16 protein-coding genes and 2 pseudogenes are annotated in these 24,997 nt (G+C 47.2%); 4 read left to right on the top strand and 14 right to left on the bottom strand.

All coding sequences use genetic code 11. The annotated features are described in order from the left end of the window. Positions 1-31: 31 nt before the first annotated feature. From lpdA to yhbY, 5 genes are all read right to left on the bottom strand, one after another. On the bottom strand, positions 32-1,816 hold the full coding sequence (gene lpdA, locus ACTHTS_RS05090; RefSeq protein WP_107769380.1) for a dihydrolipoyl dehydrogenase: 1,785 nt from the start codon (positions 1,814-1,816) through the stop codon (positions 32-34). 77 nt (positions 1,817-1,893) lie between these two features. Then, complete coding sequence (gene aceF, locus ACTHTS_RS05095; RefSeq protein ID WP_440369393.1) at positions 1,894-3,480, bottom strand: dihydrolipoyllysine-residue acetyltransferase; 1,587 nt, start codon at positions 3,478-3,480, stop codon at positions 1,894-1,896. Between the two features lie 148 nt (positions 3,481-3,628). Continuing rightward, the gene (gene aceE, locus ACTHTS_RS05100; protein WP_440369394.1) at positions 3,629-6,292 is read right to left on the bottom strand and encodes a pyruvate dehydrogenase (acetyl-transferring), homodimeric type; all 2,664 of its coding nucleotides are present in this window, start codon (positions 6,290-6,292) and stop codon (positions 3,629-3,631) included. Between the two features lie 593 nt (positions 6,293-6,885). Continuing rightward, positions 6,886-8,316, bottom strand: coding sequence for a tetratricopeptide repeat protein (locus tag ACTHTS_RS05105; RefSeq protein ID WP_440369395.1), 1,431 nt, complete (start codon positions 8,314-8,316; stop codon positions 6,886-6,888). 224 nt (positions 8,317-8,540) lie between these two features. Beyond that, positions 8,541-8,828, bottom strand: a complete 288-nt coding sequence (yhbY, locus tag ACTHTS_RS05110) for a ribosome assembly RNA-binding protein YhbY (RefSeq protein WP_440369396.1) — start codon at positions 8,826-8,828, stop codon at positions 8,541-8,543. Positions 8,829-8,940: 112 nt separating this feature from the next. Here yhbY and ACTHTS_RS05115 point away from each other — a divergent pair, with 112 nt between their 5' ends. Together ACTHTS_RS05115 and ftsH are read left to right on the top strand one after the other, a co-directional pair. Then, on the top strand, positions 8,941-9,561 hold the full coding sequence (locus ACTHTS_RS05115) for an RlmE family RNA methyltransferase (protein ID WP_440369397.1): 621 nt from the start codon (positions 8,941-8,943) through the stop codon (positions 9,559-9,561). A 70-nt stretch (positions 9,562-9,631) separates the two neighbouring features. Further along, positions 9,632-11,593, top strand: a complete 1,962-nt coding sequence (ftsH, locus tag ACTHTS_RS05120) for an ATP-dependent zinc metalloprotease FtsH (protein WP_440369398.1) — start codon at positions 9,632-9,634, stop codon at positions 11,591-11,593. A 284-nt stretch (positions 11,594-11,877) separates the two neighbouring features. Here ftsH and tpx read toward each other — a convergent pair whose 3' ends face one another. From tpx to trpS, 3 genes are all read right to left on the bottom strand, one after another. Next, positions 11,878-12,372, bottom strand: a complete 495-nt coding sequence (tpx, locus tag ACTHTS_RS05125; RefSeq protein WP_440369399.1) for a thiol peroxidase — start codon at positions 12,370-12,372, stop codon at positions 11,878-11,880. Between the two features lie 43 nt (positions 12,373-12,415). Further along, the gene (locus ACTHTS_RS05130) at positions 12,416-12,955 is read right to left on the bottom strand and encodes a hypothetical protein (RefSeq protein WP_440369400.1); all 540 of its coding nucleotides are present in this window, start codon (positions 12,953-12,955) and stop codon (positions 12,416-12,418) included. A gap of 83 nt (positions 12,956-13,038) precedes the next feature. Continuing rightward, positions 13,039-14,049: a tryptophan--tRNA ligase gene (trpS, locus tag ACTHTS_RS05135; protein WP_440369401.1), complete on the bottom strand. Its 1,011-nt coding sequence runs from the start codon at positions 14,047-14,049 to the stop codon at positions 13,039-13,041. A gap of 256 nt (positions 14,050-14,305) precedes the next feature. On the opposite strand from trpS, the gene clpB reads away from it, so the two are divergent. Continuing rightward, the gene (gene clpB, locus ACTHTS_RS05140) at positions 14,306-16,879 is read left to right on the top strand and encodes an ATP-dependent chaperone ClpB (protein ID WP_440369402.1); all 2,574 of its coding nucleotides are present in this window, start codon (positions 14,306-14,308) and stop codon (positions 16,877-16,879) included. A 229-nt stretch (positions 16,880-17,108) separates the two neighbouring features. Beyond that, positions 17,109-19,097 carry a site-specific recombinase gene (locus tag ACTHTS_RS05145; RefSeq protein ID WP_440369403.1) on the top strand — a complete coding sequence of 663 codons (1,989 nt, stop codon included), beginning with the start codon at positions 17,109-17,111 and terminating at the stop codon, positions 19,095-19,097. Between the two features lie 65 nt (positions 19,098-19,162). Here ACTHTS_RS05145 and clpP read toward each other — a convergent pair whose 3' ends face one another. The 6 genes and pseudogenes from clpP to ACTHTS_RS05175 all read right to left on the bottom strand — a co-directional run bounded on the left by clpP (position 19,163) and on the right by ACTHTS_RS05175 (position 24,951). Beyond that, positions 19,163-19,783: an ATP-dependent Clp endopeptidase proteolytic subunit ClpP gene (gene clpP / locus ACTHTS_RS05150; RefSeq protein WP_003683589.1), complete on the bottom strand. Its 621-nt coding sequence runs from the start codon at positions 19,781-19,783 to the stop codon at positions 19,163-19,165. Positions 19,784-19,873: 90 nt separating this feature from the next. Beyond that, positions 19,874-21,184 carry a trigger factor gene (gene tig / locus ACTHTS_RS05155; protein ID WP_440369404.1) on the bottom strand — a complete coding sequence of 437 codons (1,311 nt, stop codon included), beginning with the start codon at positions 21,182-21,184 and terminating at the stop codon, positions 19,874-19,876. A gap of 192 nt (positions 21,185-21,376) precedes the next feature. Then, positions 21,377-23,017: pseudogene (locus ACTHTS_RS05160) on the bottom strand (DNA translocase FtsK); the annotation flags it as partial. A 101-nt stretch (positions 23,018-23,118) separates the two neighbouring features. Next, positions 23,119-23,821, bottom strand: a pseudogene (locus tag ACTHTS_RS05165) (DNA translocase FtsK 4TM domain-containing protein); the annotation flags it as partial. A gap of 188 nt (positions 23,822-24,009) precedes the next feature. Further along, the gene (locus ACTHTS_RS05170; RefSeq protein ID WP_049328344.1) at positions 24,010-24,561 is read right to left on the bottom strand and encodes a hypothetical protein; all 552 of its coding nucleotides are present in this window, start codon (positions 24,559-24,561) and stop codon (positions 24,010-24,012) included. 36 nt (positions 24,562-24,597) lie between these two features. After that, positions 24,598-24,951 (bottom strand): nucleolar protein, encoded by a 354-nt coding sequence (locus tag ACTHTS_RS05175; protein ID WP_440369405.1) that lies wholly within the window; start codon positions 24,949-24,951, stop codon positions 24,598-24,600. Positions 24,952-24,997 lie beyond the last annotated feature (46 nt).

Raw genomic sequence — 24,997 nt, forward strand, 5'->3', positions numbered from 1 at the left:
TCAAGTTCGTTCAAATCTTATTTGAGTGAACTTATTTCTTTTTCTGAGCAGGCAGGTCGGTACATACGCCCAATGCCACTTCCGCAGCCATACCGATGGATTCGCCCAGGGTTGGGTGTGGGTGGATGGTTTTACCGATATCGGCTGCATCACAGCCCATTTCGATGGCCAAGCAGACTTCGCCGATCATATCGCCGCCATTAGGACCAACGATACCGCCGCCGATGATACGGCCGGTTTCAGCATCAAAAATCAGCTTGGTGAAACCATTGTCGCAACCGTTGGCAATCGCACGGCCGGAAGCAGCCCATGGGAAGTTGGCTTTGGTAATTTTGCGGCCGGAAGCTTTGGCAGACAATTCGGTTTCGCCAACCCATGCTACTTCAGGAGAAGTGTAGGCAACGCCCGGAATAACGCGTGCGTCGAAGTAGGCTTTGTGGCCGGCACAGTTTTCAGCGGCAACATGGCCTTCGTGAACGGCTTTGTGTGCCAACATCGGTTGACCGACGATGTCGCCGATAGCGTAGATGTGCGGCACGTTGGTGCGCATTTGTTTGTCCACTTCGATGAAGCCGCGGTCAGTTACCGCAACGCCTGCTTTTTCGGCGCTAATGAGTTTGCCGTTAGGCGCACGACCGGCGGCAACCAATACGGCATCGTAACGTTGTGGTTCTTTAGGTGCATTTGCACCTTCGAAGGTAACGTAAACGCCGTCTTCTTTAGGCTCGACAGCAACAGTTTTGGTATTAATCATGATGTTGTCAAAACGGTATTCGTTTTGTTTTTGCCATACTTTAACCAAGTCGCGGTCTGCGCCTTGCATCAGGCCGTCCATCATTTCAACAACATCCAGGCGAGAACCCAGCGTGCTGTAAACCGTACCCATTTCGAGACCGATGATACCGCCGCCGATAATCAGCAGTTTGCCCGGTACTTCTTTCAGAGCCAAAGCGCCGCTGGAATCGATGATGCGTGGATCTTCAGGGATGAAAGGCAGTTTGGTTACGCGGCTGCCTGCTGCAATGATACAGTTTTTGAAGGCAACGATTTTTTTCTCGCCGGTAGGTGTAGCTTGTTCGTACACTTCGCTGGTCGTCAGAGAAACTTCCAAGTGGTGCGGATCTAAGAATTGACCGTCACCTTGGATAATGTCTACTTTGCGGCCTTTAGCCATACCTGCCAAACCGGTAGTCAGGCGGGAAACCACGCCGTCTTTGTAGCCGCGCAGCATGTCGATGTCGAGTTCAGGCTCAGGGTATTTGATGCCGTTGGCAGCCAAGTGGCGCACTTCGTCGATAACGGCAGCATTGTGCAACAGGGCTTTGGAAGGGATACAGCCGACGTTCAAGCAAACACCGCCCAAAGTTTTGTAACGTTCAACGATGGCAACTTTCAAGCCTTCGTCAGCAGCGGCAAATGCAGCAGAATAACCGCCAGGGCCGCCACCCAATACGACTACGTCGTATTCGGCATCGGCAGAACCGCCAAATTGTGCAGCTTGAGGAGCTGGAGCAGCAGCTTTAGGGGCTTCTTGTGCAGGAGCAGCTGGTGCTTCGGCTTTAGGAGCGGCAGCCGCACCTTCGGCTTCAACGACTGCAATCAAGCCGCCTTCGGAGATTTTATCGCCGACTTTAACTTTAACTTCTTTAACGACACCTGCAACTTCGGCAGGTACGTCCATAGTGGCTTTATCGGTTTCCAAAGTAATCAGGGTATCGTCCACAGCAATGGTGTCGCCTACATTTACTTCAACCGCAATAATATCTACGTTTTCGTGACCGCCAATGTCGGGCACTTTTAATTCAACTAAGCTCATGTCTAATCTTTCTGAATGATGTTCGGACTTCTTTTTTCAGACGGCCTGAGTAAAAAGGCCGTCTGAAAATGCTCGGATTACAGAGTAATGCGGCGGAAGTCTTTCAACAGGTTAGCCAGGAATACAGTAAAGCGCATACCGGCGGCACCGTCGATGACGCGGTGGTCGAAGGACAGGCTCAATGGGCACATCAGACGAGGAGCGAACTCTTTGCCGTCCCAAACCGGTTTGATTTGGGATTTGCACACGCCCAAGATGGCAACTTCAGGAGCATTCACGATCGGCGTGAAGCCTGTGCCGCCGATACCGCCCAAGCTGGAAATAGTAAAGCATGCGCCTTGCATTTCTTGTGGTTTGAGCTTGCCTTCGCGAGCTTTTTTAGACAATTCGGTCAGCTCTTGGCTGATTTGTTTCAAGCCTTTTTGATCCACGTCTTTGATTACTGGAACAACCAAGCCGTTTGGCGTGTCTGCTGCAAAACCGATGTTGAAGTAGTTTTTCAGTACCAAGTTGTCGCCATCCAAAGAGGCATTGAATTCAGGGAAGGCTTTCAGCGCAGCAACAGAGGCTTTGATGATGAACGCCAATGGGGACAGTTTCACGCCTTCGCGTTCCCATTCTTTGTTCAGCTGTTTGCGGAATTCTTCCAATTCGGTCATGTCCGCTTCTTCGTGTACGGTAACGTGAGGAATCACAACCCAGTTGCGAGAAAGGTTTTGACCGGAAATTTTCTTAATGCGAGACAACTCTTTAACTTCGACGCTGCCGAATTTAGAGAAGTCAACTTTAGGCCATGGCAACAAGTCCAGACCGCCGCCCAAAGAGGCAGCTGCAGGTTTGCCAGCACCGCTTTGCATAACGGATTTAACGAAGGCTTTAACGTCTTCGCCCATGATACGGCCTTTCAGACCGGTACCTTTGACTTGACCCAAATCTACGCCCAATTCACGCGCCAGTTTACGTGCGGAAGGACCTGCATGGGCTTTGGCAAATGCAGCTTCGTCAATTTTGGCAGCTGCAGGTGCAGCCGGAGCAGGCGCAGCGGCTGGTGTGGGAGCAGCAGGAGCCGGAGCAGCGGCTGGTGCAGGTGAGGCAGCTTGAGCGGCAGGAGCAGCTGCGGCGGAACCGGCGGTTTCTACTTCGATAATGGCAGAACCTTCAGATACTTTGTCGCCAACTTTTACAAATACGGCTTTAACCACACCGGCTTCTGTACATGGTACGTCCATGGTGGCTTTGTCGGTTTCCAGAGTAATCAGCGTGTCGTCAACGGCAACAGTGTCGCCAACTTTAATTTCAACGGCAATAATGTCTACATCTGTATGACCGCCAATATCCGGTACAACAACTTTTACAGTTGCCCCGCCTGCAGGGGCTGCGGCAGGAGCGGCAGCTGCAGGAGCCGGAGCTGCATCGGCAGCGGTAGCATCGGTTTCAACGGTCAGAATAACGCCGCCTTCGGAAATTTTATCACCGACTTTAACTTTCACTTCTTTTACTACACCTGCTGCATCGGCAGGTACGTCCATAGTGGCTTTGTCGGTTTCTAAAGTAATCAGGGTGTCGTCAACGGCAATGGTGTCGCCTGCTTTAACTTCTACAGCGATGATGTCGACGTTTTCATGACCGCCGATATCAGGGACTTTGATTTCTACGATACTCATTTGAGTTCCTTTAATATTTTCAGTTTGATGCCGTCTGAAAACTGTTTCACACGGCATCGGTACAGTTCGTCTGTTCAAACCATTCAAACATTTGGTTTTCAGACGGCCTAATGTTGGCATGAAGCAAACAGGCCGTCTGAAACATCAATTAGCGTTTCCAGCTAGGAGCTGCATCGGCTTTGATACCATATTTTTCAATAGCTTGTTGAACGGTTTCTTTGCTGACTTTGCCCTGTTCGGCCAGAGCGCTCAATGCAGCAACGGCAACGTTGTAGCGGTCAACTTCGAAGAAGCTGCGCAGGTTGGCACGGCTGTCGGAACGACCGAAGCCATCGGTACCCAAGACGTGGTAGTCGTTAGGGATGTAGGCACGGATGCGGTCAGCATAGCTGCGGATATAGTCGGTAGCGGCAATTACTGGGCCGTCATGACCTTGCAGTTGAGAAGTAACAAACGGTACTTTTGCAGTTTCCAAAGGATTCAGGCGGTTGAAACGTTCTGCTTCGATAGCGTCGCGATGCAACAGGTTGAAAGATGGGCAAGACCAGATGTCTGCTTCCACGCCGAAGTCGGCTTTCAACAATTCGGCACCGGCAATGACTTCTTGCAGGATGGTACCGGAACCCATCAATTGGACTTTTTTGTTGCCTTTGCCGCCGGCTTTCAGCAAGTACATACCTTTCAGGATGTCTTGTTCTACGCCTTCAGGCATGTCCGGATGGGTGTAGTTTTCATTCATCAGGGTGATGTAGTAGAACACGTCTTCGTGGTTAACATACATGCGGCGCAAGCCATCGTGTACGATAACGGCTACTTCGTATTGGAATGTCGGATCGTAAGAAACGCAGTTTGGAATCAAATCTGCTTGAACATGGCTGTGGCCGTCTTCGTGTTGCAAACCTTCGCCATTCAGTGTTGTACGGCCGGCAGTACCACCCAACAGGAAGCCGCGTGCATGCATATCGCCTGCTGCCCATGTCAAGTCGCCAACGCGTTGGAAACCGAACATAGAGTAGTAGATGTAGAAAGGAATCATGGCAAAGTCGTTGTTTGCGTAGCTGGTCGCAGCAGCAATCCAGTCAGCCATAGCACCTGGTTCGTTAATACCTTCTTGCAAGATTTGACCGTCAACAGACTCTTTATAGAACATCAGTTGGTCTTTATCTTGAGGAGTGTATTGTTGGCCTTTAGGGTTCCAAATACCGTATTGACGGAACATGCCTTCCATACCGAACGTACGGCTTTCATCTGGAACGATAGGCACCACGCGTTTGCCAATTTTTTTGTCTTTTAGCAAAGTAGACAGGATGCGAACGAAAGCCATGGTGGTGGAGAATTCACGGTCACCGCTGGATTTCAGTTGAGCATCAAATGCAGACAGTTCAGGCACTTCCAGAACTTCTTGGGTTGGGTTGCGTTGAGGCAGGTAGCCACCCAAAGCTTCACGGCGTGCATGCAGGTATTTGTATTCTTCACTGTCAGGAGCAAAAGTCAGGTAAGGCAGGTCGCCACTGTCGATTTGCTCGTCAGTTACAGGAATGTCAAAGCGGTCACGGAATTGTTTCAGAGACGCTTTGTCCATTTTTTTGGCTTGGTGGGCAACGTTTTGACCTTCGCCGGATGCACCCATACCGTAACCTTTAATGGTTTTTGCCAAGATTACAGTAGGTTTGCCGTTGGCGTGGTTCGCAGCGCGGTCGTAAGCGTTGTACACTTTTTGAGGGTCATGACCACCGCGGTTCAATGCCCAAATTTCGTCATCAGTCATATCGGCGACCAATGCTTTCAGTTCAGGCGTATTGAAGAAGTGTTCGCGAACGTATGCGCCGTCTTTGGATTTGTAAGTTTGGTAGTCACCGTCCAAGCACTCTTCCATACGTTTGCGCAGGATGCCATCTTTGTCTTTTGCCAAGAGGCGGTCCCAACGACGACCCCAGACGACTTTCACAACATTCCAGCCGGCGCCGGCAAAGTTGCCTTCCAGCTCTTGAATGATTTTGCCGTTACCGCGTACCGGGCCGTCCAAACGTTGCAGGTTACAGTTGATGACGAATACCAAGTTGTCCAAGCCTTCGCGTGAAGCCAGAGCAATAGCACCTTGGCTTTCAGGTTCATCCATTTCACCGTCGCCACAGAATACCCATACTTTACGGCCTTTGGTTTTAGCCAGACCGCGAGATTCCAAGTATTTCAGGAAGCGTGCTTGGTAAATTGCCATCAATGGGCCAAGACCCATAGATACGGTTGGGAATTGCCAGAAGTCAGGCAACAGGTGAGGGTGAGGGTAAGAAGGCAGACCTTTGCCGTCAACTTCTTGACGGAAGTTGTTCAATTGGTCTTCAGTCAGACGGCCTTCAACGAAAGCGCGTGCGTAGATGCCAGGGGCAACGTGGCCTTGGAAGAATACCAAATCGCCTTCTTCGCCTTCGCCTTTAGCTTTCCAGAAGTGGTTGAAGCCGACTTCGTACATAGTGGCGGCTGATTGGAAAGATGCAATATGTCCACCCAATTCCAAATCTTTTTTACCTGCGCGCAAAACGATAGCGGCAGCGTTCCAACGAACGAATGCACGGATGCGGTGTTCGATGTTTTGGTCGCCAGGGATGCCTTTTTCGTCTTCAACGGAAACGGTGTTCAAGTATGGAGTAGTGGTGCCGTGAGGCATACGGATGCCTTTGTCACGGCTGTATTTGACCAAACTTTCCAGCAGGTATTGGGCGCGTTCGCTACCTTCATATTCTAAAACAGAGCTTAACGCGTCTAACCATTCTTTGGTTTCAATTGGGTCAACATCGTGTAATTGGGTGGACATAATATCTATCCTTGTGTTGAGTGTTTTTCAATGACGGAGTATTACTCCGATATTTTCGTTTATCAACAAATGTGAGTTTAAAACGAAAATTCCTAGAGTCAAATTCGAAAAAAGTTTTAATTACTGAAATATTTTCAATACGTTATAACCGTTGATGAAAAATCAGAAAGAATTGAACTTTTTACAAACCAGCTAACCTGCAAATGCTATCAGTAATTGGGCGAACTGGCAAATTGTGCTGTAGATATTGATAGGATTTAGAAGTTGAAATTAAGATTTTTTTAAAGAGTTATGGAGCTTGTTTTTAAATCGGGATATTGAGTGGATACAGTAAAAAAGTATCAGATATTTGAGTAAATGGATTCGGATACGAAAAATATTTTTCAAATTTTGTTGCAAATAGAAAATTAAATTTAGATTATCTGGTTTTTTACAAAGAGAATAGGCCGTCTGAAGACTCTTAAAGAGATTAAGGAGAAATGGGATTTGAAGATGGCGATTGTTGAGGAAGGGTAAATGAAAAAAATGACATGTACAGGCTACTTTAGCGCTGACATGTCATTTATGTAGGAAGTTAGAATTTCAGACGGCCTCTAATTATCAGTAGAGCCTTTTTGAGCGAATTGCTTCCATTGAGTCAAAAGCTCTTTGAGAACGTCTTGCTGTTCATGTCCATGTTGGATGGCTTCTTGCAACCAGAAGCAAGCATTGTTGATGTCTTTTTTTACACCCATGCCGTGATAATACAGGCAGGCAAGATTATATTGAGCCATCGTGTCTCTTTGTTTGGCCGCTGCTTCAAACCATTTTGCAGCTTGAGCGTAGTCGACAGGTACACCTTGTCCGCAGTAATACATCATACCTAGATTGGTTTGGGATTTACTGTGTCCACGTTCTGCGGACTGATGGTATAACTCCAGTGCTTCAGCGTAATTCTGTTTGCGTTTTAAGCCATAGTGCGCTGCAAATGCCAGCTTGTACAGACGCTCGGCTTCTTGACGTTGGAGGGCGATTTCTTTGGTTAGCTCATAGTTTTGCTGGTTATTCAATGCGCTGTCAGACAGAAGTTTTTGGTAAGCGACAAGATTACCTAAATCAGCCGATCGTTGATAATATTGACGGGAGGTGTCTGCATCAACTGCTCGTCCTAATCCGTAGCGATGGATATCACCTAAAAGGCGCAAACCTTCCGGATCATTTTGATCCGCAGCAAATTTAGCGTGCTGATAGGCCTTTTGAGGGTCTCGTTCAGTGTTTTTACCCAGAAGATAGATTTCGGCAAGTGCTACATGCGCATTGCTGTCACCTTGTTCGGCAGCTTTTTCAAACCATTCCAATGCTTCAGCAGGATTTGATACGACTAAGAGTTCTGCAAGAGAAGTTTGCGCTGGAACAATGTCGTAATCGGCGGCAATACGCAAATGTTCGATTGCTTTTTCAGGGTTTTGTGCAACACCTTGCCCCAATTTGTATTGAAGGCCGAGTTGCCAGTGTGCCGCAATAAATCCCTGTGCAGCGGATTGCTGATAAAGTTTATGGGAATATTCCAAATCAGGAGAGCTGGAATATTGGTAATGCTGGGCTAAGAAGTATTGTGCCTGAGGATTTTGTTGTTCGGCAGCTTTCAGTGCCCATTTGACTGCTTCTTGGTCATTGCCATTGTCTGCATATAAACGCATCAGGCGCAGTTGGGCAGGAGCCAATCCTTCTTCGGCAAGCTCTTGATAGGCTGCGATGAGCTTTTCTACTTCTATTCCATTATTTTCTTGTAATTGGAGAAGATTATAGCGGGCGTATGGATGACCAGCTCTTGCAGCTTGCTTTAAATATTCAACTGCAATTGCTAAATCTTGTGCATTTTCGTGGTGTTCGATCAGGCATCCTGCCAGCTGAAATGCAGCCTCAACATGCCCGGCTTCTGCTGCTTCGCAGAGCAATGGGATGGCTCGTGCAAAGTCAGGTGGGTCTTGAGTGATTAATTTTTCTGCTAGCAGAAAAGATTCTTCATATTGTTGAGCATTCATCGGTTTGCTTTTATATTTTGTGAAGGATTAAGAATAAAATAATCGGCCGACAGGGTGCGGCCGTTATGATTTTGTAATTTTGAGGTTATTTACAAAAACAGGCAACCGTATTTGTATTTTTATACTTAGAATAATGGAATAATTTGTTTTATGCTGCATAAATACAACAAAGGCATGTGATAAAATGGGTTGAGAAAATACTTCTGCTGTTTATTCACTTTAAATTATTTATCGTCCGGTTTTTTACGCCACAAAACAAGTAATTTGCCAATATGTTGCACCAGTTGAGCACCCAGTGTTTCACACAGGGTATTACAAATTTCAATACGTTCTGCACGGTCATCGCCAAAAACACGGACTTTAATCAATTCGTGCGCTGTCAATGCGGCGTCGGTTTCTTTAATGACGGAGTCAGTCAAACCTTGTTGGCCAACCATAACAACAGGATGGAGGTGGTGTGCTTGGGCTTTCAAGGCCAAAATTTCTTTAGTGCTTAGTTTGTTATCGCTCATTTTGATAAGTATCCAATTAAAAAGAATAATGGCTATATTGTACGCGATTTAGAACATTTACGGGGGAAATAACGTACAATACTGGTTTTTAACTTAAGCATTTCAAACCAAGATGGCTGTACGCTCAAAATCTTCGAAAGCATGGCTGCATGAGCACGTCAACGATCATTATGTCCATATGGCACAAAAGGACGGATATCGTGCCAGAGCGGCTTATAAATTATTAGAAATCAATCAGAAAGATAAATTAATCAAGCCGGGTACTGTCTTGGCGGATTTGGGTAGTGCACCGGGTAGTTGGTCGCAGGTGGCAGCCAAGCTGGTCGGTAAAACTGGGGCTGTCTTTGCTTTGGATATTTTGCCGATGGATGCGATTGATGGTGTGTCGTTTATTCAGGGAGACTTTAGGGAAGATGCTGTTTTGGAGCAGTTTGAAGCCTTATTGGATAATCGTCCGCTAGACCTTGTAATCTGTGATATGGCACCCAATATGTCAGGCAATGCCGTAACAGACCAGGCACGCAGTTTTTATCTGTGTGAACTGGCTTTGGATTTTGCCTCGCAGCATTTGAAATCCGGAGGCAGTTTTTTGGTGAAGGTGTTTCAAGGCGCGGGCTATCAGGAATATACGGCGGCAATGCGCGAAATTTTTGCCAGTGTACAAACTCGAAAGCCGGATGCTTCCCGCAATCGTTCCAGTGAGATTTACCTATTAGGCAAAAATAAACGCTGACAATGTAGGGTGGGTGCTTTAAAATTCTTTCCCTTGATTTTATTTATTTTGTAACCATGGAGCCTGTTCAGTGGGGAATACCATTAAAAACATATTAGTCTGGGTAGTGGGTGGTGCTATGCTTTTAGCAGCATTCAATGCACTCAGCGATAAGCAGGAAGATAAACAGCAAATCGAATATTCTCAATTTATTCAGCAAGTTAATAGTGGCGAAGTATCCAATGTCAATATCGAAGGATCTGTTGTCAGCGGCTATCTGATTAAAGGTGAGCGCACCGATAAAACTGCCTTTTATACCAATGCGCCTTTGGATGACAACTTGGTTAAAACACTGTTGGACAACAAAGTACGCGTCAAAGTAACTCCGGAAGAAAAACCAAGCATGCTGGCCAGTCTGTTTTACAGCCTGCTGCCGGTTTTGTTGTTGATTGGTGCATGGTTCTACTTCATGCGCATGCAAAGCGGCGGTGGCGGTAAAGGTGGCGCCTTCTCTTTTGGTAAAAGCCGTGCGCGTTTGTTGGATAAAGATTCCAATAAAGTGACTTTTGCCGATGTTGCCGGTTGTGATGAGGCAAAAGAAGAAGTACAAGAAATCGTAGATTATTTAAAAGCCCCCAATCGTTATCAAAGCTTAGGCGGTCGTGTGCCGCGCGGTATTTTGTTGGCAGGCAGCCCCGGTACGGGTAAAACATTGCTGGCCAAAGCAATTGCCGGTGAGGCAGGGGTGCCATTCTTCAGTATCTCAGGTTCTGACTTCGTAGAAATGTTTGTCGGTGTCGGTGCGAGTCGTGTCCGCGATATGTTCGAGCAGGCCAAGAAAAACGCGCCATGCATCATCTTTATCGATGAAATTGATGCGGTTGGCCGTCAGCGTGGTGCCGGTTTGGGCGGTGGCAATGATGAGCGTGAGCAAACATTGAACCAATTGTTGGTTGAAATGGATGGTTTTGAAAGCAATCAAACCGTTATTGTGATCGCAGCAACCAACCGTCCTGATGTACTTGACCCTGCGTTGCAGCGTCCGGGCCGTTTTGACCGTCAAGTCGTTGTTCCACTGCCTGATATCCGTGGCCGTGAACAAATCTTGAAAGTACACGCTAAAAAAGTACCTTTGGATGCATCCGTAGATTTGACTTCTTTAGCACGCGGTACACCTGGTTTTTCAGGTGCGGATTTGGCAAACTTGGTCAATGAAGCAGCTTTGTTTGCCGGCCGTCGCAATAAAGTTAAAGTCGATCAAAGCGATTTTGAAGATGCGAAAGACAAAATCTACATGGGTCCGGAACGTCGCAGCATGGTAATGCACGAAGATGAAAAACGTGCGACAGCCTATCATGAGGCCGGCCATGCAATCGTAGCGGAAAGCCTGCCGTTTACCGATCCGGTTCACAAAGTAACCATCATGCCTCGTGGCCGTGCATTGGGTTTGACTTGGCAACTGCCTGAGCGTGACCGCATCAGTATGTACAAAGACCAAATGCTGAGCCAGCTCTCAATCTTGTTTGGTGGCCGTATTGCTGAAGATATTTTTATTGGCCGTATTTCTACCGGCGCATCTAACGACTTTGAGCGTGCAACTCAAATGGCACGCGAGATGGTAACGCGTTATGGTATGAGCGATAAAATGGGTGTGATGGTTTATGCTGAGAACGAAGGTGAAGTATTCTTGGGTCGCAGCGTAACCCGTTCTCAAAATATTTCCGAGAAAACCCAACAAGATATCGATGCGGAAATCCGCCGTATTTTAGATGAGCAATACCAAGTGGCTTACAAAATCTTGGATGAAAATCGCGATAAGATGGAAACCATGTGCAAAGCACTGATGGATTGGGAAACCATCGATCGAGACCAAGTTTTGGAAATTATGGCCGGTAAACAGCCTAGCCCACCTAAAGATTACAGCCACAATGTCCGCGATGACAAAGTAGAAGAGCCTGAAGCGTCTGTTGCTGAAGCAGCTGAACCTGTTGAGCAAAATGAGGTTCAGAATACTGAGTCAGTAGAAGCAGACAAAACAGATAAATCTGTATAAGGTTTGAAACAGAAAACGGTAGCTTTTAAGCTACCGTTTTTATTTTGAGGATAATCTAAAGGTCTCAGGCTAAGTGCGCCTGTTGCTGCCTAAAAGGTGGTTGGATGCCTGATTAATCAGGTATCCAAGAGGGATTAAGGGGGTATTTGGGTAGAATCAGTGGATATTTGAAACAAAAACAGCCGAAAATCTTTGTTTAGGTTTCGGCTGTCGGGGAAAAAGGAATTTTGCAAAGGTCTCAGGCCGTCTGAAAATTTTCAGACGGCCTGATTTTATTTGGTTGATTACAAAACAGCCAAAGCTGCTTCGTAGTCAGGCTCGTTCGCAATTTCAGAAACCAACTCAGCGTGGAGAACTCGGTTTTGCTCATTCAAAACCACCACTGCGCGAGCAGTCAGTCCGCGTAATGGGCTTTCTGTCAGTGTAACACCGTAATCGTTAGAAAAGCTGCTGCGGAATGTAGAAAGTGTCACTACATTTTCCAAACCTTCTGCACCGCAGAAACGGGCTTGTGCAAACGGTAAATCGGCAGAAATGCACAAGACTGCGGTATTGTCCAAAGACGAGGCACGTTTGTTGAAAGTGCGGACGGACTGGGCGCATACGCCGGTGTCAATACTAGGGAAAATATTCAGCACTTTGCGTTTACCTGCAAAGTCAGCCAATGATTTCTCAGATAGGTCTGCCGCTACCAATGTGAAATCAGGTGCAACTTGGCCGGTAGCGGGCAAATTGCCGTTTGTAGAAATAGGAGAGCCTTGGAAAGTAACTTGAGCCATGATTCAGTCCTTGTGTCAGGGGGAAAATAGGATAGTCTGGATTTTAGTAATGACGGCGGCGGAAATAGAACATGCCTTCGCTGTCAATTTCTAAAATATAGCGGCCGTTTTGTACGGCGGCATAGCCGCTTTTGCCTTCGGTATAAGGTTGCAAAGCAGCGTGTGAAATCAGATAGTCGGTCAGTTTGCTGCCGTCTTGGGCGATATTGTCCACCATTTTTGCAAAGACTGTGTGGCAAACTCCGTTGGCTGACCAGCCGGCTGAACCGCCTTTTTCATTTTTTTCCATGCATTGGCCGCTGATGACTTCTAAGTCGGTAGGGTGCTTGCCAATCAGATTGATGACACCACCCTCTATGCCGTTAATCGGGTAGGTACGTTGTTTTTTACCTTCTTTGGTTTCGCCTTCTTGAGCTGTACCTAAATCCAAACCGGCTATGGCTTGTTCATCGATATATTTAACTTTGAAGGTAGGCTTGGGTGCTTTGCCTGAAGCAGCATCATTGGCTACAGTATCTTCAGATTTACCGCCGCAGGCAGCCAAAGACAGGCTGAGCAAGATAAGGGGAAAGGTTTTTTTCATATGAGAAACCCTAGAAAACGATTATATTTCAAATGATAAACGATATTATGGCCGTCTGAAATATTCAGACGGCCTTACTATTATTATTTCAACGGACGAATACCTACTGCATCGCGTACTTTATCCAACAATTCGCGTGCTTCTTTACGCGCTTTTTGTGCGCCGGCCTGCAAAATGTCTTCAATTTGAGAGGGGTTGGTTGTCAACTCATTGTAACGCTCGCGGGGTTCTGCGAGTTCGGCATTGATTTTTGCACCCAAGAGTTTCTTAGCCTCACCCCAAGCAAGGCCTTCGGCCAGCATTTGCGTGAACTCGGCAGTTTCAGACGGCGTGGAGAAGGCTTTGTAGATTTCAAACAGAGGACTTTCATCAGGCTGTTTCGGCTCGCCGGGTTCTTTCATATTGGTGATGATTTTGTTAACCGATTTTTGGGTCTTCTTGTCGTTTTCCCAAAGCGGAATGGTGTTGCCGTAAGATTTGGACATTTTGCGTCCGTCCAAGCCGACTAAGAGTTCGACATTTTCGTCGATTTTTACTTCAGGCAGGGTGAAGAGTTCTTGGAAGCGGTGGTTAAAGCGACCGGCAATATCACGTGCCATTTCAACGTGTTGGATTTGGTCGCGACCGACTGGTACTTCATGGGCATTGAACATAAGGATGTCGGCAGTCATGAGGATAGGGTAGCTGTACAGACCCATTTCCACACCATGATCCGGATCTTCCTGACCGTTTTCGGTATTTGCCTGCACTGCGGCTTTATAAGCGTGGGCGCGGTTCATCAGGCCTTTTGCAGTGATACAGGTCAGAATCCAGTTCAACTCCATCACTTCGGGAATGTCGCTTTGACGGTAGAAAGTGGTCTGTTCCGGATTGAGTCCGCAGGCGAGCCATGTGGCGGCAACAGCTTGAGTAGATTGATGAATCATTTCCGGCTCATGACATTTGATGATGCCGTGATAGTCGGCCAAAAAGAGGAATGATTCGGTATTAGAATCTTGTGCCGCGCGGATAGCCGGGCGGATGGCTCCGACATAGTTGCCCAAGTGTGGAATACCTGTTGTGGTAACGCCTGTTAAAACTCGTTTTTTGCTCATGAAAGTATCCTTCGGCACAAAGGCCGTCTGAAAATAAATATGGTGCCGATTATACCTGATTATTCTTGATTTTTCAGACGGACTTTTGAGTAAAGGGTAACTGGATAATAAAGTTATACACATAAAATTATAAAAATAAAACTTTATAAAACAATAAGATAATAAAAATTTTGATTAATGGAGTAAATAGCTATTGAGTTATCCACATTTGCGCTTATATAGGCTCTAACAGAATATATTTGAAGAGGAACTTAAAATGAGATTTGATAAATTGACTGCTAAATTTCAGCAAGCTCTGCAAGAAGGTCAAAGTTTGGCTTTGGCTGTGGACAGCAGCTACCTTGAAGCCGGCTTTATCTTAAAAGCGTTGCTTGACGATCAAAACAGTGGTGCAGCTGCGTTACTGGCTCATGCAGGTGTGAATGTGCCTCAAGTAAAACAACGTTTGCAGCAACATTTGAGCAGCTTGCCAAAAGTATCCGGACAAGGTGGTGATATTATGCCTAGCCGTGAGCTGCAAGCTGTATTGAACTTGATGGACAAGGCTGCAACCAAACGCGGCGATGCCTATATCGCCAGCGAACTTTTCTTGCTGGCTTTGGTTCAGCAGAATGATGCGACCGGTAAAATTTTGAAAGAGGCCGGTGCGACCGAACAAAATATCAATGCCGCGATTGATGCGGTACGAGGAGGACAAAACGTGAACGATGCGAATGCTGAAGACCAACGCGATGCTCTGAAAAAATACACGCTCGATCTGACCCAGCGCGCCCGCGACGGCAAACTTGACCCCGTTATCGGCCGCGATGATGAGATTCGTCGTGCGATTCAAGTATTGCAACGCCGTACCAAAAACAACCCTGTGCTGATTGGTGAGCCGGGTGTGGGTAAAACCGCTATTGTTGAAGGCTTGGCGCAACGTATCGTCAACGGCGAAGTACCTGAATCCCTGCGTAACAAACGCCTTTTGGTTCTGGACTTGGCGGCTTTGATTGCCGGCGCGAAATACCGCGGCGAATTTGAAGAACGCTTGAAAGGTGTGTTGAACGACTTGGCTAAAGACGATGGCAATACACTGATTTTCATCGACGAAATCCATACTTTGGTTGGTGCAGGTAAAACCGACGGCGCAATGGATGCGGGCAATATGTTGAAACCGGCTTTAGCGCGCGGCGAATTGCACTGTATCGGTGCGACTACTTTGGATGAATACCGTCAATACATCGAAAAAGACGCTGCACTCGAACGCCGCTTCCAAAAAGTATTGGTTGGCGAGCCAAGCGTGGAAGATACCATCGCTATTTTGCGCGGTTTACAAGAGCGTTATGAAATCCACCACGGCATCGACATCACCGACCCTGCTATCGTTGCGGCAGCAGAGTTGAGCGACCGTTATATTACAGACCGCTTCCTGCCTGATAAAGCGATTGATTTGATCGACGAAGCAGCCAGCCGCATCAAAATGGAACTGGACAGCAAACCTGAGCAAATGGATAAACTTGACCGTCGCATTATCCAGCTCAAAATGGAAAAAATGCACGTTGCCAAAGAAAGCGATGATGCCAGCAAGAAACGTCTGGAATTGATAGACGAAGAAATCGACGGCTTGCAAAAAGAATACGCCGATTTGGACGAAATTTGGAAAGCAGAAAAAGCCTCCTCTTCCAGCACCGCCGACATCAAAAAACAGATGGACGACATCAAAGTCAAAATCGAGCAGGCCAAACGCCAAGGAGATTTTGCCCGTGCATCCGAACTCGAATACGGTGAGTTGCCGAAATTGGGCGCACAGTTGCAAGCTGCGGAAAGTAACCCCGACGGCAAAAAACAAAACAAACTCTTCCGTACCGAAGTTGGTGCGGACGAAGTGGCCGAAATCGTTTCCCGTATGACCGGTATCCCTGTGTCCAAAATGATGGAAGGTGAACGCGATAAGCTGCTGAAGATGGAAGAAGTATTGCACCGCCGCGTGGTTGGTCAAGACGAAGCCGTGCGTGCTGTGTCCGACGCTATCCGCCGCAGCCGTTCCGGTTTGGCCGATCCGAATAAACCTTATGGCAGCTTCCTGTTCTTAGGCCCGACTGGTGTGGGTAAGACCGAATTGTGTAAGGCATTGGCAGGTTTCCTGTTCGACAGCGAAGATCATTTGATTCGTATCGATATGTCCGAATACATGGAAAAACATGCTGTTGCCCGCTTAATCGGCGCGCCTCCCGGCTATGTCGGCTACGAAGAAGGCGGTTACCTGACTGAGCAAGTCCGCCGCAAACCATACAGTGTGATTCTTTTGGATGAAGTGGAAAAAGCCCATCCAGACGTGTTCAACATCCTGTTGCAAGTATTGGATGACGGTCGCCTGACCGATGGACAAGGCCGCACTGTGGACTTTAAAAATACTGTTATCGTCATGACTTCCAACATCGGTAGCCAACATATCCAACAAATGGGTACTCAGGACTACGAAGCGGTGAAAGAAGTTGTGATGGAGGATGTGAAAGAACATTTCCGTCCTGAAATGATCAACCGTATTGACGAAGTAGTCGTGTTCCATGGTTTGGATCAGGCCAATATCCGCAGCATTGCGAAAATCCAGCTTAAAGGTTTGGAGAAACGTTTGGAAGCACAACATCTGCATCTGAAAGTCGATGATGCTGCCTTGGATCTGATTGCCGAAGCCGGTTTTGATCCTGTGTATGGTGCCCGTCCGCTCAAACGCGCCATCCAGTCAGAAATCGAAAATACGCTGGCAAAAGCATTACTTGAAGGTAAATATGCACCTGATAGCACAATCCATGTTAAAGAAGAGGATGGTAAGCTCTTGTTTGAATAAGGTTAAAACAATGTAGTATGTTGTTGTAAAAGGCCGTCTGAAAGAATTCAGACGGCCTTTCTTAGTTATTGATTCACATCATATATTTGTTATGTAATTTGATTATTCATTGAATTTTAGAGAATATTAATTGAAAATCTTGTTCTATAGGTTGACAAAGAATGCGATATAATCTGACCTGTTTGCCGAGGTTCTTGCTAAATATCTCATTTTGTGTAATAATACTACAATGCAAAAACTGACTAATCAAAATCTTCACATTATTTTGTCGGAGCGCTTAAATGATACCGACTTTGTTCTTATTCTCAATGCATTAATCAAATTTTTGCGCAGAGGAGGCAAAAAACAGGCTTCCGAACGTTTCGATTTGATTTTATCTACTTTAAAACAAGACGATGCTTTATGCCGTCAATTCAGCCTGCGCTTCTATGCCTGGCTGTCCAAAGTTCACATCTATCCTGCGCTGATTAAGCTGGGTATTTTCTCGCGCCATAGTTTTACTCGGGAGATGGGCATACGGATTTACGAACGTTTCAGCCCGTCTTATAAAGACTTTTCCAATCTGCGCGAAGTATTTTTATATCTTTTTCATTCGAAAAACGATGATAAATGGTTGCAAACTTTGAGTTTGCGCCAATGGTTGAGTATGTATGAGTTGTTGCAGGGTAAGGCGGATCCTACTTTGCTTCAGACGGCCAGCCGACAGTTGGCAGATGCCCGTTTGCGTGCAGTAGAAATGCTGTCTATTTGGATTGCTTCCGAAGCGATTGAGCCGGATTTAATACGGATTGCCCCCCGTTTGTTGGAGGCAGATTCGGCATTTGTTGCCTTACAACGTGAAATTGCAAAATTGGTAGAACACTATCGCCACAGTGAAGAAACTTACGACACGGCGCACTTGGAGGTCATGTTTGACCAGTGCGACAAGCAAATTGAGTATCTGCGTCGTCGTGGTACAGGAGCAGGGTCTGGCTCATCAGTGAAAGTGGCGCACTTGCTGGAGCGTTTGCAGCAAACTATCAGCCGTCTGAAACTGTTGACCAATATTCAAATTGAAACCGGCAGCCGCACCCGCTTAACCATCAATCTGATGAATGCGATGATTTATGCGGCGGTGGAGCAATACAGCACCAGCCACTTGCGTAAAAGCAGTATCCGAATGCTGGCACGCAGTATTACGGAAAACAAAAGCCATCATGGTGAGCATTACATTACGCGCAACCGTAGTGAATATTTCAAAATGTTTTATTCTGCAGCAGGTGGCGGTGTAATTATTGCTTTGATGGCATTGAATAAAATCCATATTGCGTCTTTGGGATTCGGTGAGTTTACTACTTCATTCCTTGCCGGGCTTAACTACGGCTTAGGCTTTATGCTGATTCATATGCTGCACTGTACCGTTGCGACCAAGCAGCCTGCCATGACGGCGGCGAGTTTTGCCGAACAGGTGGACTCAAATGAAGGCAGCAAAGCGGTGGACAACAAATTGGCAAAACTGCTGATTGACGTGTGCCGTTCGCAAAGTGTTGCCGTGTTTGGCAATGTATCGATTGCCGTATTGTTGGCAGCGGGGATTGCTTGGGCTTATGCCTACACGCATGGCCAGCCTTTATTGGACGAGGCGGTTACAGCCTATCAACTTAAATCTATTGAGATTTTTACTCAGCCGACCTTATGGTACGCTGCTATTGCCGGAGTATGGTTGTTTTGCTCGGGGATTATTGCAGGCTTTTTCGACAACCGTTCCGATTATCTGAACTTGCGTCAGCGCCTGCCTTTTAATCCGTTTTTACGAAAAATCATGCGTCCGCAGCCGCGCCGCCGTTTGGCCGCTTATATTCATAAGCATTACGGCTCGCTTATGGGCAATTTTATTTTCGGTATGCTTTTGGGGATGACCGGCTATTTGGGCCATCTTTTCGGTTTGCCGCTGGATATTCGCCATGTGGCGTTCTCTTCAGCAAATTTGGGTTATGCCGCGATTAGCGGTCATGCAGATATATTCACTTTTATGCTTGGCTTGGCAAGTGTATTGGCAATCGGCATGGTGAATTTGGTGGTCAGCTTTTCTTTAGCTTTGACCGTTGCGCTCCGCTCTCGCGGTACGCGTTTGGGCAGTATGCGTAATCTGCTGAAGAGTTTCTGGAGTCAAGTGAAAGCCAATCCTTTGATTTTGCTGTATCCAGTTCAAGTGAATAACAAAGAAAACACGAAGTAAGATTGAAGAAAGGCCGTCTGAATATATACTTTTCAGACGGCCTTTTAATTTAAAAACTATAAAGATTAGGCTTGCAGAGAGGCACGGTTTTCCAAAACTTGGTCAATCAAACCATATTCTTTAGCTTCATCGGCAGACATATAATTATCGCGGTCGGTATCTCGTTCCAAGTCAGCCAAATCGCGATCACAATGTTTGGCGAGTAAACGGTTCAGTTTCTCTTTGATTTTCAGCAGCTCTTTAGCGTGAATTTCAATATCGGAAGCCTGACCGGCCAAGCCGCCGCTGATGAGCGGTTGGTGAATCATGATGCGGCTGTTTGGCAGGGCAAAGCGTTTACCTTTTTCGCCTGCGGACAACAGGAATGCGCCCATACTTGCCGCTTGGCCCAAGCATAAAGTAGAAACATGAGGCTTGATGAAGTTCATGGTATCGTAAATCGACATACCGGCAGTAACCGAACCGCCCGGGGAGTTGATATAGAAGAAGATATCTTTATCTGGGTTTTCGCTTTCCAAGAACAGTAATTGCGCAACAACCAGATTGGCAGATTCATCTGTCACCGGGCCGATCAAGAAAACGATGCGCTCTTTCAAAAGGCGTGAGTAGATGTCGAATGCGCGCTCACCGCGACCGCTTTGTTCGATAACGGTAGGGACAAGGTAATTATTGAAATCGAAGGACATTTTTGTCTCCTGTTAATGATGGAAAAGCACCAAAGCCATTTAAAGCGCTTCGGTGCTTTTGATTGTCTGTTTCAGACGGCCTTAGAGCAATTAAGCTTGTGCGCCCATTACTTCGTCAAAAGACAGCGCTTTTTCGGTTACTTTAGCTTTGCTCAGAACGAAATCAACAACGTTGCTTTCTACTGCCAAAGAAGTTGGGCCTTGCAGGCGGGAAGGCTCTGCGTAGTACCAGTCGATAACTTCTTGAGGATCTTCGTAGCTTTCAGCGAAGTTGGCAACAACGGCTTTGATTTGGTCTTCAGTTGGCTCAAGTTTGTTTTCTTCAACCAATTTAGCCAAAATCAGACCCAAAGAAACGCGGCGTTCTGCTTGTTCTTTGAACATATCCAAAGGCAGCTCCAAGTTGGCAGCGTCAGCCATACCTTGGTTAACGAAGTTTTGTTTCATTTCGTTTGCCAAGCGGGCGGCTTCTTCGTTGACCAAAGCAACAGGAACTTGCAAATCGGCTGCTTTGAGCAGGGCGTTCATTACAGATTCTTTAGTTTGTTCACCGATGCGGCGCTCAACTTCGCGACCAACGTTTTTCTTCACTTCTTCACGCATCTTGGCAACGTCGCCGTCTTCAATACCCAGAGCTTTAGCAAAGTCAGCGTCAACTTCAGGTAAAGTAGCTTCAGAAACGTTGTTCAGGGTGATGGTGAATACGGCAGATTTACCGGCAACATCTTTACCGTGATAGTCTTCAGGGAAGTTTACAGTAACATCTTTGCTTTCACCGGCTTTCATGCCGACAACACCGGCTTCGAATTCAGGCAGCATTTGACCTGCGCCCAATACGAAAGCGTAGTTTTTAGACGCGCCGCCGGCGAAAGGTTCGCCATCGATTTTGCCTTCAAAGTCGATGATGACGCGGTCGCCGTTTTGGGCTTCGCGGTTAACATGGTTGAAGCGGGTGCGTTGTTTACGCAGGATTTCTACAGTTTGGTCGACTTCGGCATCGCCAACAGTCGCAGTAACTTTTTCTACTTCTTGGGCAGATAGGTCGCCAATAGTTACTTCAGGGAAAACTTCAAAAATAGCGGCAACTTTGAAAGATTCTTGATCGTCTTGTTCTTCAACGCCTTCAAAGCGTGGGTAACCGGCAACTTTCAATTCTTGAGCAACGGCAACTTCGTAGAATTCGCGTTGTACCAATTCGTTGATAACGTCGTTTTGTGCGCTTGCGCCGTACATTTGGGCAATCATTTTGAACGGTGCTTTACCCGGACGGAAGCCGTCAATTTTTGCGCGGCGTTGGGTTTGTTTCAGTTTTTTCTCAGTTTCTGCGTTGATTTTGGACCAAGGCAGAGACAATACTACTTTGCGTTCCAGATTTTCTAAAGTTTCAACAGTTACGCTCATCGTAAGCCCTTAAATTTGTTGTGTTTAAACGGTTATCCTTCTGCTCAGTATTCCGAAGAATTTCGGAAGCGTGCATAAGGTCAAAATTTAGCTGCTTAGTATAACACAATGTTTCATGAATAACATAAAAAGGCCGTCTGAAAAGTGGGAAATTCTTTTCAGACGGCCTTTGTGTTTTGATATTGTTGTTTTTTACAGCTGGTCTTTTTGTGCCAGAATCCGTCGGCTGCCGTTGATGTCTGCAGGAGAGAGAACACCGGCATTTTCAAGCGCATCTATCAAATTGGCGGCACGGTTGTAGCCGATGCGCAATTGGCGTTGCAGGGCGGAAATGGAAGTCTTGCGGCTTTCCAATACGAAGGCAACGGCTTGATCAAATAACTCATCGCTGTTTGCGTTCGGATTGACAATATTGGTGGTTTCGATGGCCGCTTCGCCACTGAGCAGACCTTCCACATAATTGGTCGGAGCCTGTTCTTTGACGAAATTGACGACCTGATGTACTTCATCATCGGAAACAAACGCACCTTGCAGGCGTGTCGGTTCTGCGCTACCCGGTTGCAGGAATAATGAGTCGCCGTATTTGAGCAATTCGTCCGCACCCATTTGGTCAAGAATGGTGCGGCTGTCGATTTTGCTTTGTACGGTAAAGGCCATGCGTGTCGGAATGTTGGCTTTAATCAGGCCGGTAACCACGTCGACACTCGGACGCTGGGTGGCGACAATCATGTGAATGCCTGCCGCACGCGCTTTTTGGGCAAGGCGTGCGATTTGCTGCTCAACGGATTTGCGTTCGGTCATCATCAAGTCTGCCAATTCGTCAATGACGACCACAATCAACGGTAGTTTTTCCAGAGGCTCAGGATCGTCAGGATTTAAGCTGAACGGATTGAGTAATGGCTTACCTGCCGCTTTGGCTTGTTCGACTTTTTGGTTGAAACCGTCCAAATTGCGCACGCCGGCATGGGAAAGCAGGCGGTAGCGTTTTTCCATTTCGGCAACACACCAGTTCAACGCTTGTCCTGCCTCGCGCATATCGGTCACAACCGGACAAAGCAGGTGCGGAATGCCGTCGTAAATGCTCAATTCCAGCATTTTCGGGTCAATCATAATGAAGCGGACTTCGTCGGGCGTGGCTTTGAAGAGCATGGACATAATCATGCCGTTCACACCGACGGATTTACCAGAGCCGGTCATACCTGCGACTAAAAGATGCGGCATTTTTGCCAAGTCGCCGACAACGGGCGTACCTGCAATATCTTTACCCAAAGCAACGGTCAGTTTGGACTTGGCATCGGTAAATACGGATGAAGAGAGGATTTCGCTCAACATCACGTCTTGGCGTTTCTCATTGGGCAATTCAATCCCCATGGTGTTTTTACCGGCAATAGTCTCAACAATGCGTACCGCTTGCAGAGACATCGAGCGCGCCAAATCTTTGGACAGCGCGACAATTTGACTGCCTTTGACACCTTGTGCCGGTTCGATTTCGTAGCGGGTAATCACGGGGCCGGAAGTGGCGGAAACAACCTGTACGCCGATGCCAAATTCAGCCAGCTTGGCTTCGATCAATTCTGCGGTCTGTTGCAATTCATCCGGATTGAAGGCAACCGGTTCTTCAGACGGCATACGCAACAGATTCATGTTGGGTTTGTGGTATTCGCCGTTGTTTTTAGGTTCAGTATCGTCAAACAGGGAAGTTTGGATTTTAGGAGGCGGCGCAACGGATACGGCAACGGTTTTGCGGTTGCTGCTGCTTCCTGCCAACGGAGCAACCGGAGTGGCGGTAATAGCTTTTGCCTCTTTAACCATGCGGCGCGTATTTTGGGTTTCCAAAGCTTCGGCGCTGACATCTTCTTTTTTATTTTGATATTGCGACAGTTTTTTCATCAAGCTGCCAAACAGGCCGCCCACATGGCTGCCGGATTTGGCCATGACTTCCAACCATGACACCTGGGCCAGCAGGGAAATGGATAAAAGCAACATCACCAGCATAATCAACAGGCTGCCCGACTTACCCAACAGCCAAGCCAAGCCTGAACCCGCTAACAAGCCGACCAAGCCGCCTGCACCGACGGGAAGGGATTCGCTCAATGCATTGTCAAACAGGAAATGTTCGATAATCGGGCTGCACACTAGCAGGAGAAACAATGCCAAAGCGGCTACGCCGTGATTGTAGGGCTTGTGGTTTTCCTGCTTTTTCATGGGGCGGAAATTCTTGTAGAGGAAAACGCAAGAGGCGGCTATCCACCACCAAAACGATAAGCCGAACAGATAATATCCGACATCGGAAAGATATGCGCCGAAGAGGCCGCCGAGGTTGGCGACATCGTTGCTTTTGGGAACGCTGCGCGACCATGCAGGGTCGTCCATACTGAAGCTGGCCAGGGAAATGGCCAGATAAATGGTAATAACCAAGCCAAACAGCCATAAAGCATCATTAATCAAGTTGACGACATGCTCGGGACGCGCTTTTTTTTCTTCGTTTCTTTGCAGCTCTTTGGCGGCCTTGAGGCGTTGGGAGACTTTATTGTCGGCTTGAGTTTGTGCTTTGGTGGATTTGCGTGTGGTCGGTTTGGCTGCCGGTTTGGTAGAGACGCGTTTTTTTGTTTGGGTTTTAGAAGATTTTGCAGTCATGAGATAAAGGCCGTCTGAAAAGACCGGGGGTAATGTGCGTAAAGGGCAAATTATACCGTATTTACTAGGCACAAGAAATTGAAACGGGCGTAATCATTATAGGATTCAGGCCGTCTGTTTGGCGTGACGAAAATTTTGGATTTCGTTTCCACCTGTTCAGACGGCCTGATGTTTTGATTGATTTGGACTTACATTCTGCCCAGTTCGCGCTGGAGGGCTTGAATGTTTTTTTCCCTATCCAAAACCGCACCTTGCAATGTGCTGATGGCCTGTTGATTGACGCTGCCGCCTTTGGCTGTCCGCGCTTGGCTCAGTTGCTTTTTGGCATCGGCCAAAGCCGCGCGTTCATTGGATAACTCGGTTTCCAAAATAGAGCGGCGGCTGTTGACGCCGGAGGATTTGGGAACCGGAGGAGGAGCCGTTTCAGAAGCGGTGCGGACAGGAGCAGGTTTGGGTGTTGCCTTATGGTTGGATTTTGCCGCTGTGTTTTTGCTTTTTGCCGGAGCAGTTTGTGATGTCGGCGCATCGAGTGTAGGGGCATCGCTGACCGGGGCGTCGTATCGGCTGCTGCTGTATTTGCCGACAATTGGTAAATCGTTGACGGCTTGGCAGTTGCCGCTTGGGCGCGAGGTATAGACAATCGAGCCGTTGACTTCACAGGTATAGATTTTTGCGGCGTGGGCTTGGCTGTTGAAAACGGCAAGCGGCAGCAGGGATAGGGTAAGCAGATATTTTTTCATGATTCAGGTAGGGCTGATTCGTTGCAGTTGAGCATTTTATTCTTGTTCAGACGGCATGGGCTGTTGTTTTTTAGCTTTTGCACCGTTTTTGTTTTTGCTCGGTTTTTCGGCTTTTTTCTCTTGTTTAGCGGATTTTTCCGCGCGTACCTTTTTCTTAGGCTTTGCACTTGCGCGTTCATCAGAGGCATTGAGACTGCGGATGTTGAGGTGGTAACCGCTGCCTTGATGGCCGCTGATTTTAGGCAATTCGGCCTGTGCGCAGGAGGATTTGGGTTCGGAAGTATAGCTGCTGTTGCCGCAGGAATAAACTGCGGCGGCTGTGTGAAGAGAAATGCTCAAGACGAAAGAGGATACGAGGAAGTATCCGGCTTGTTTGATGATTGAAGTCATGTTTTTCCGTATTGTGTTTTATTTCAGACGGCCTGATGGCTCTATT

The organism is Neisseria sp. P0019.S003, from assembly GCF_051957115.1.
GTDB classification, from domain to species: Bacteria; Pseudomonadota; Gammaproteobacteria; order Burkholderiales; family Neisseriaceae; genus Neisseria; species Neisseria flavescens_D.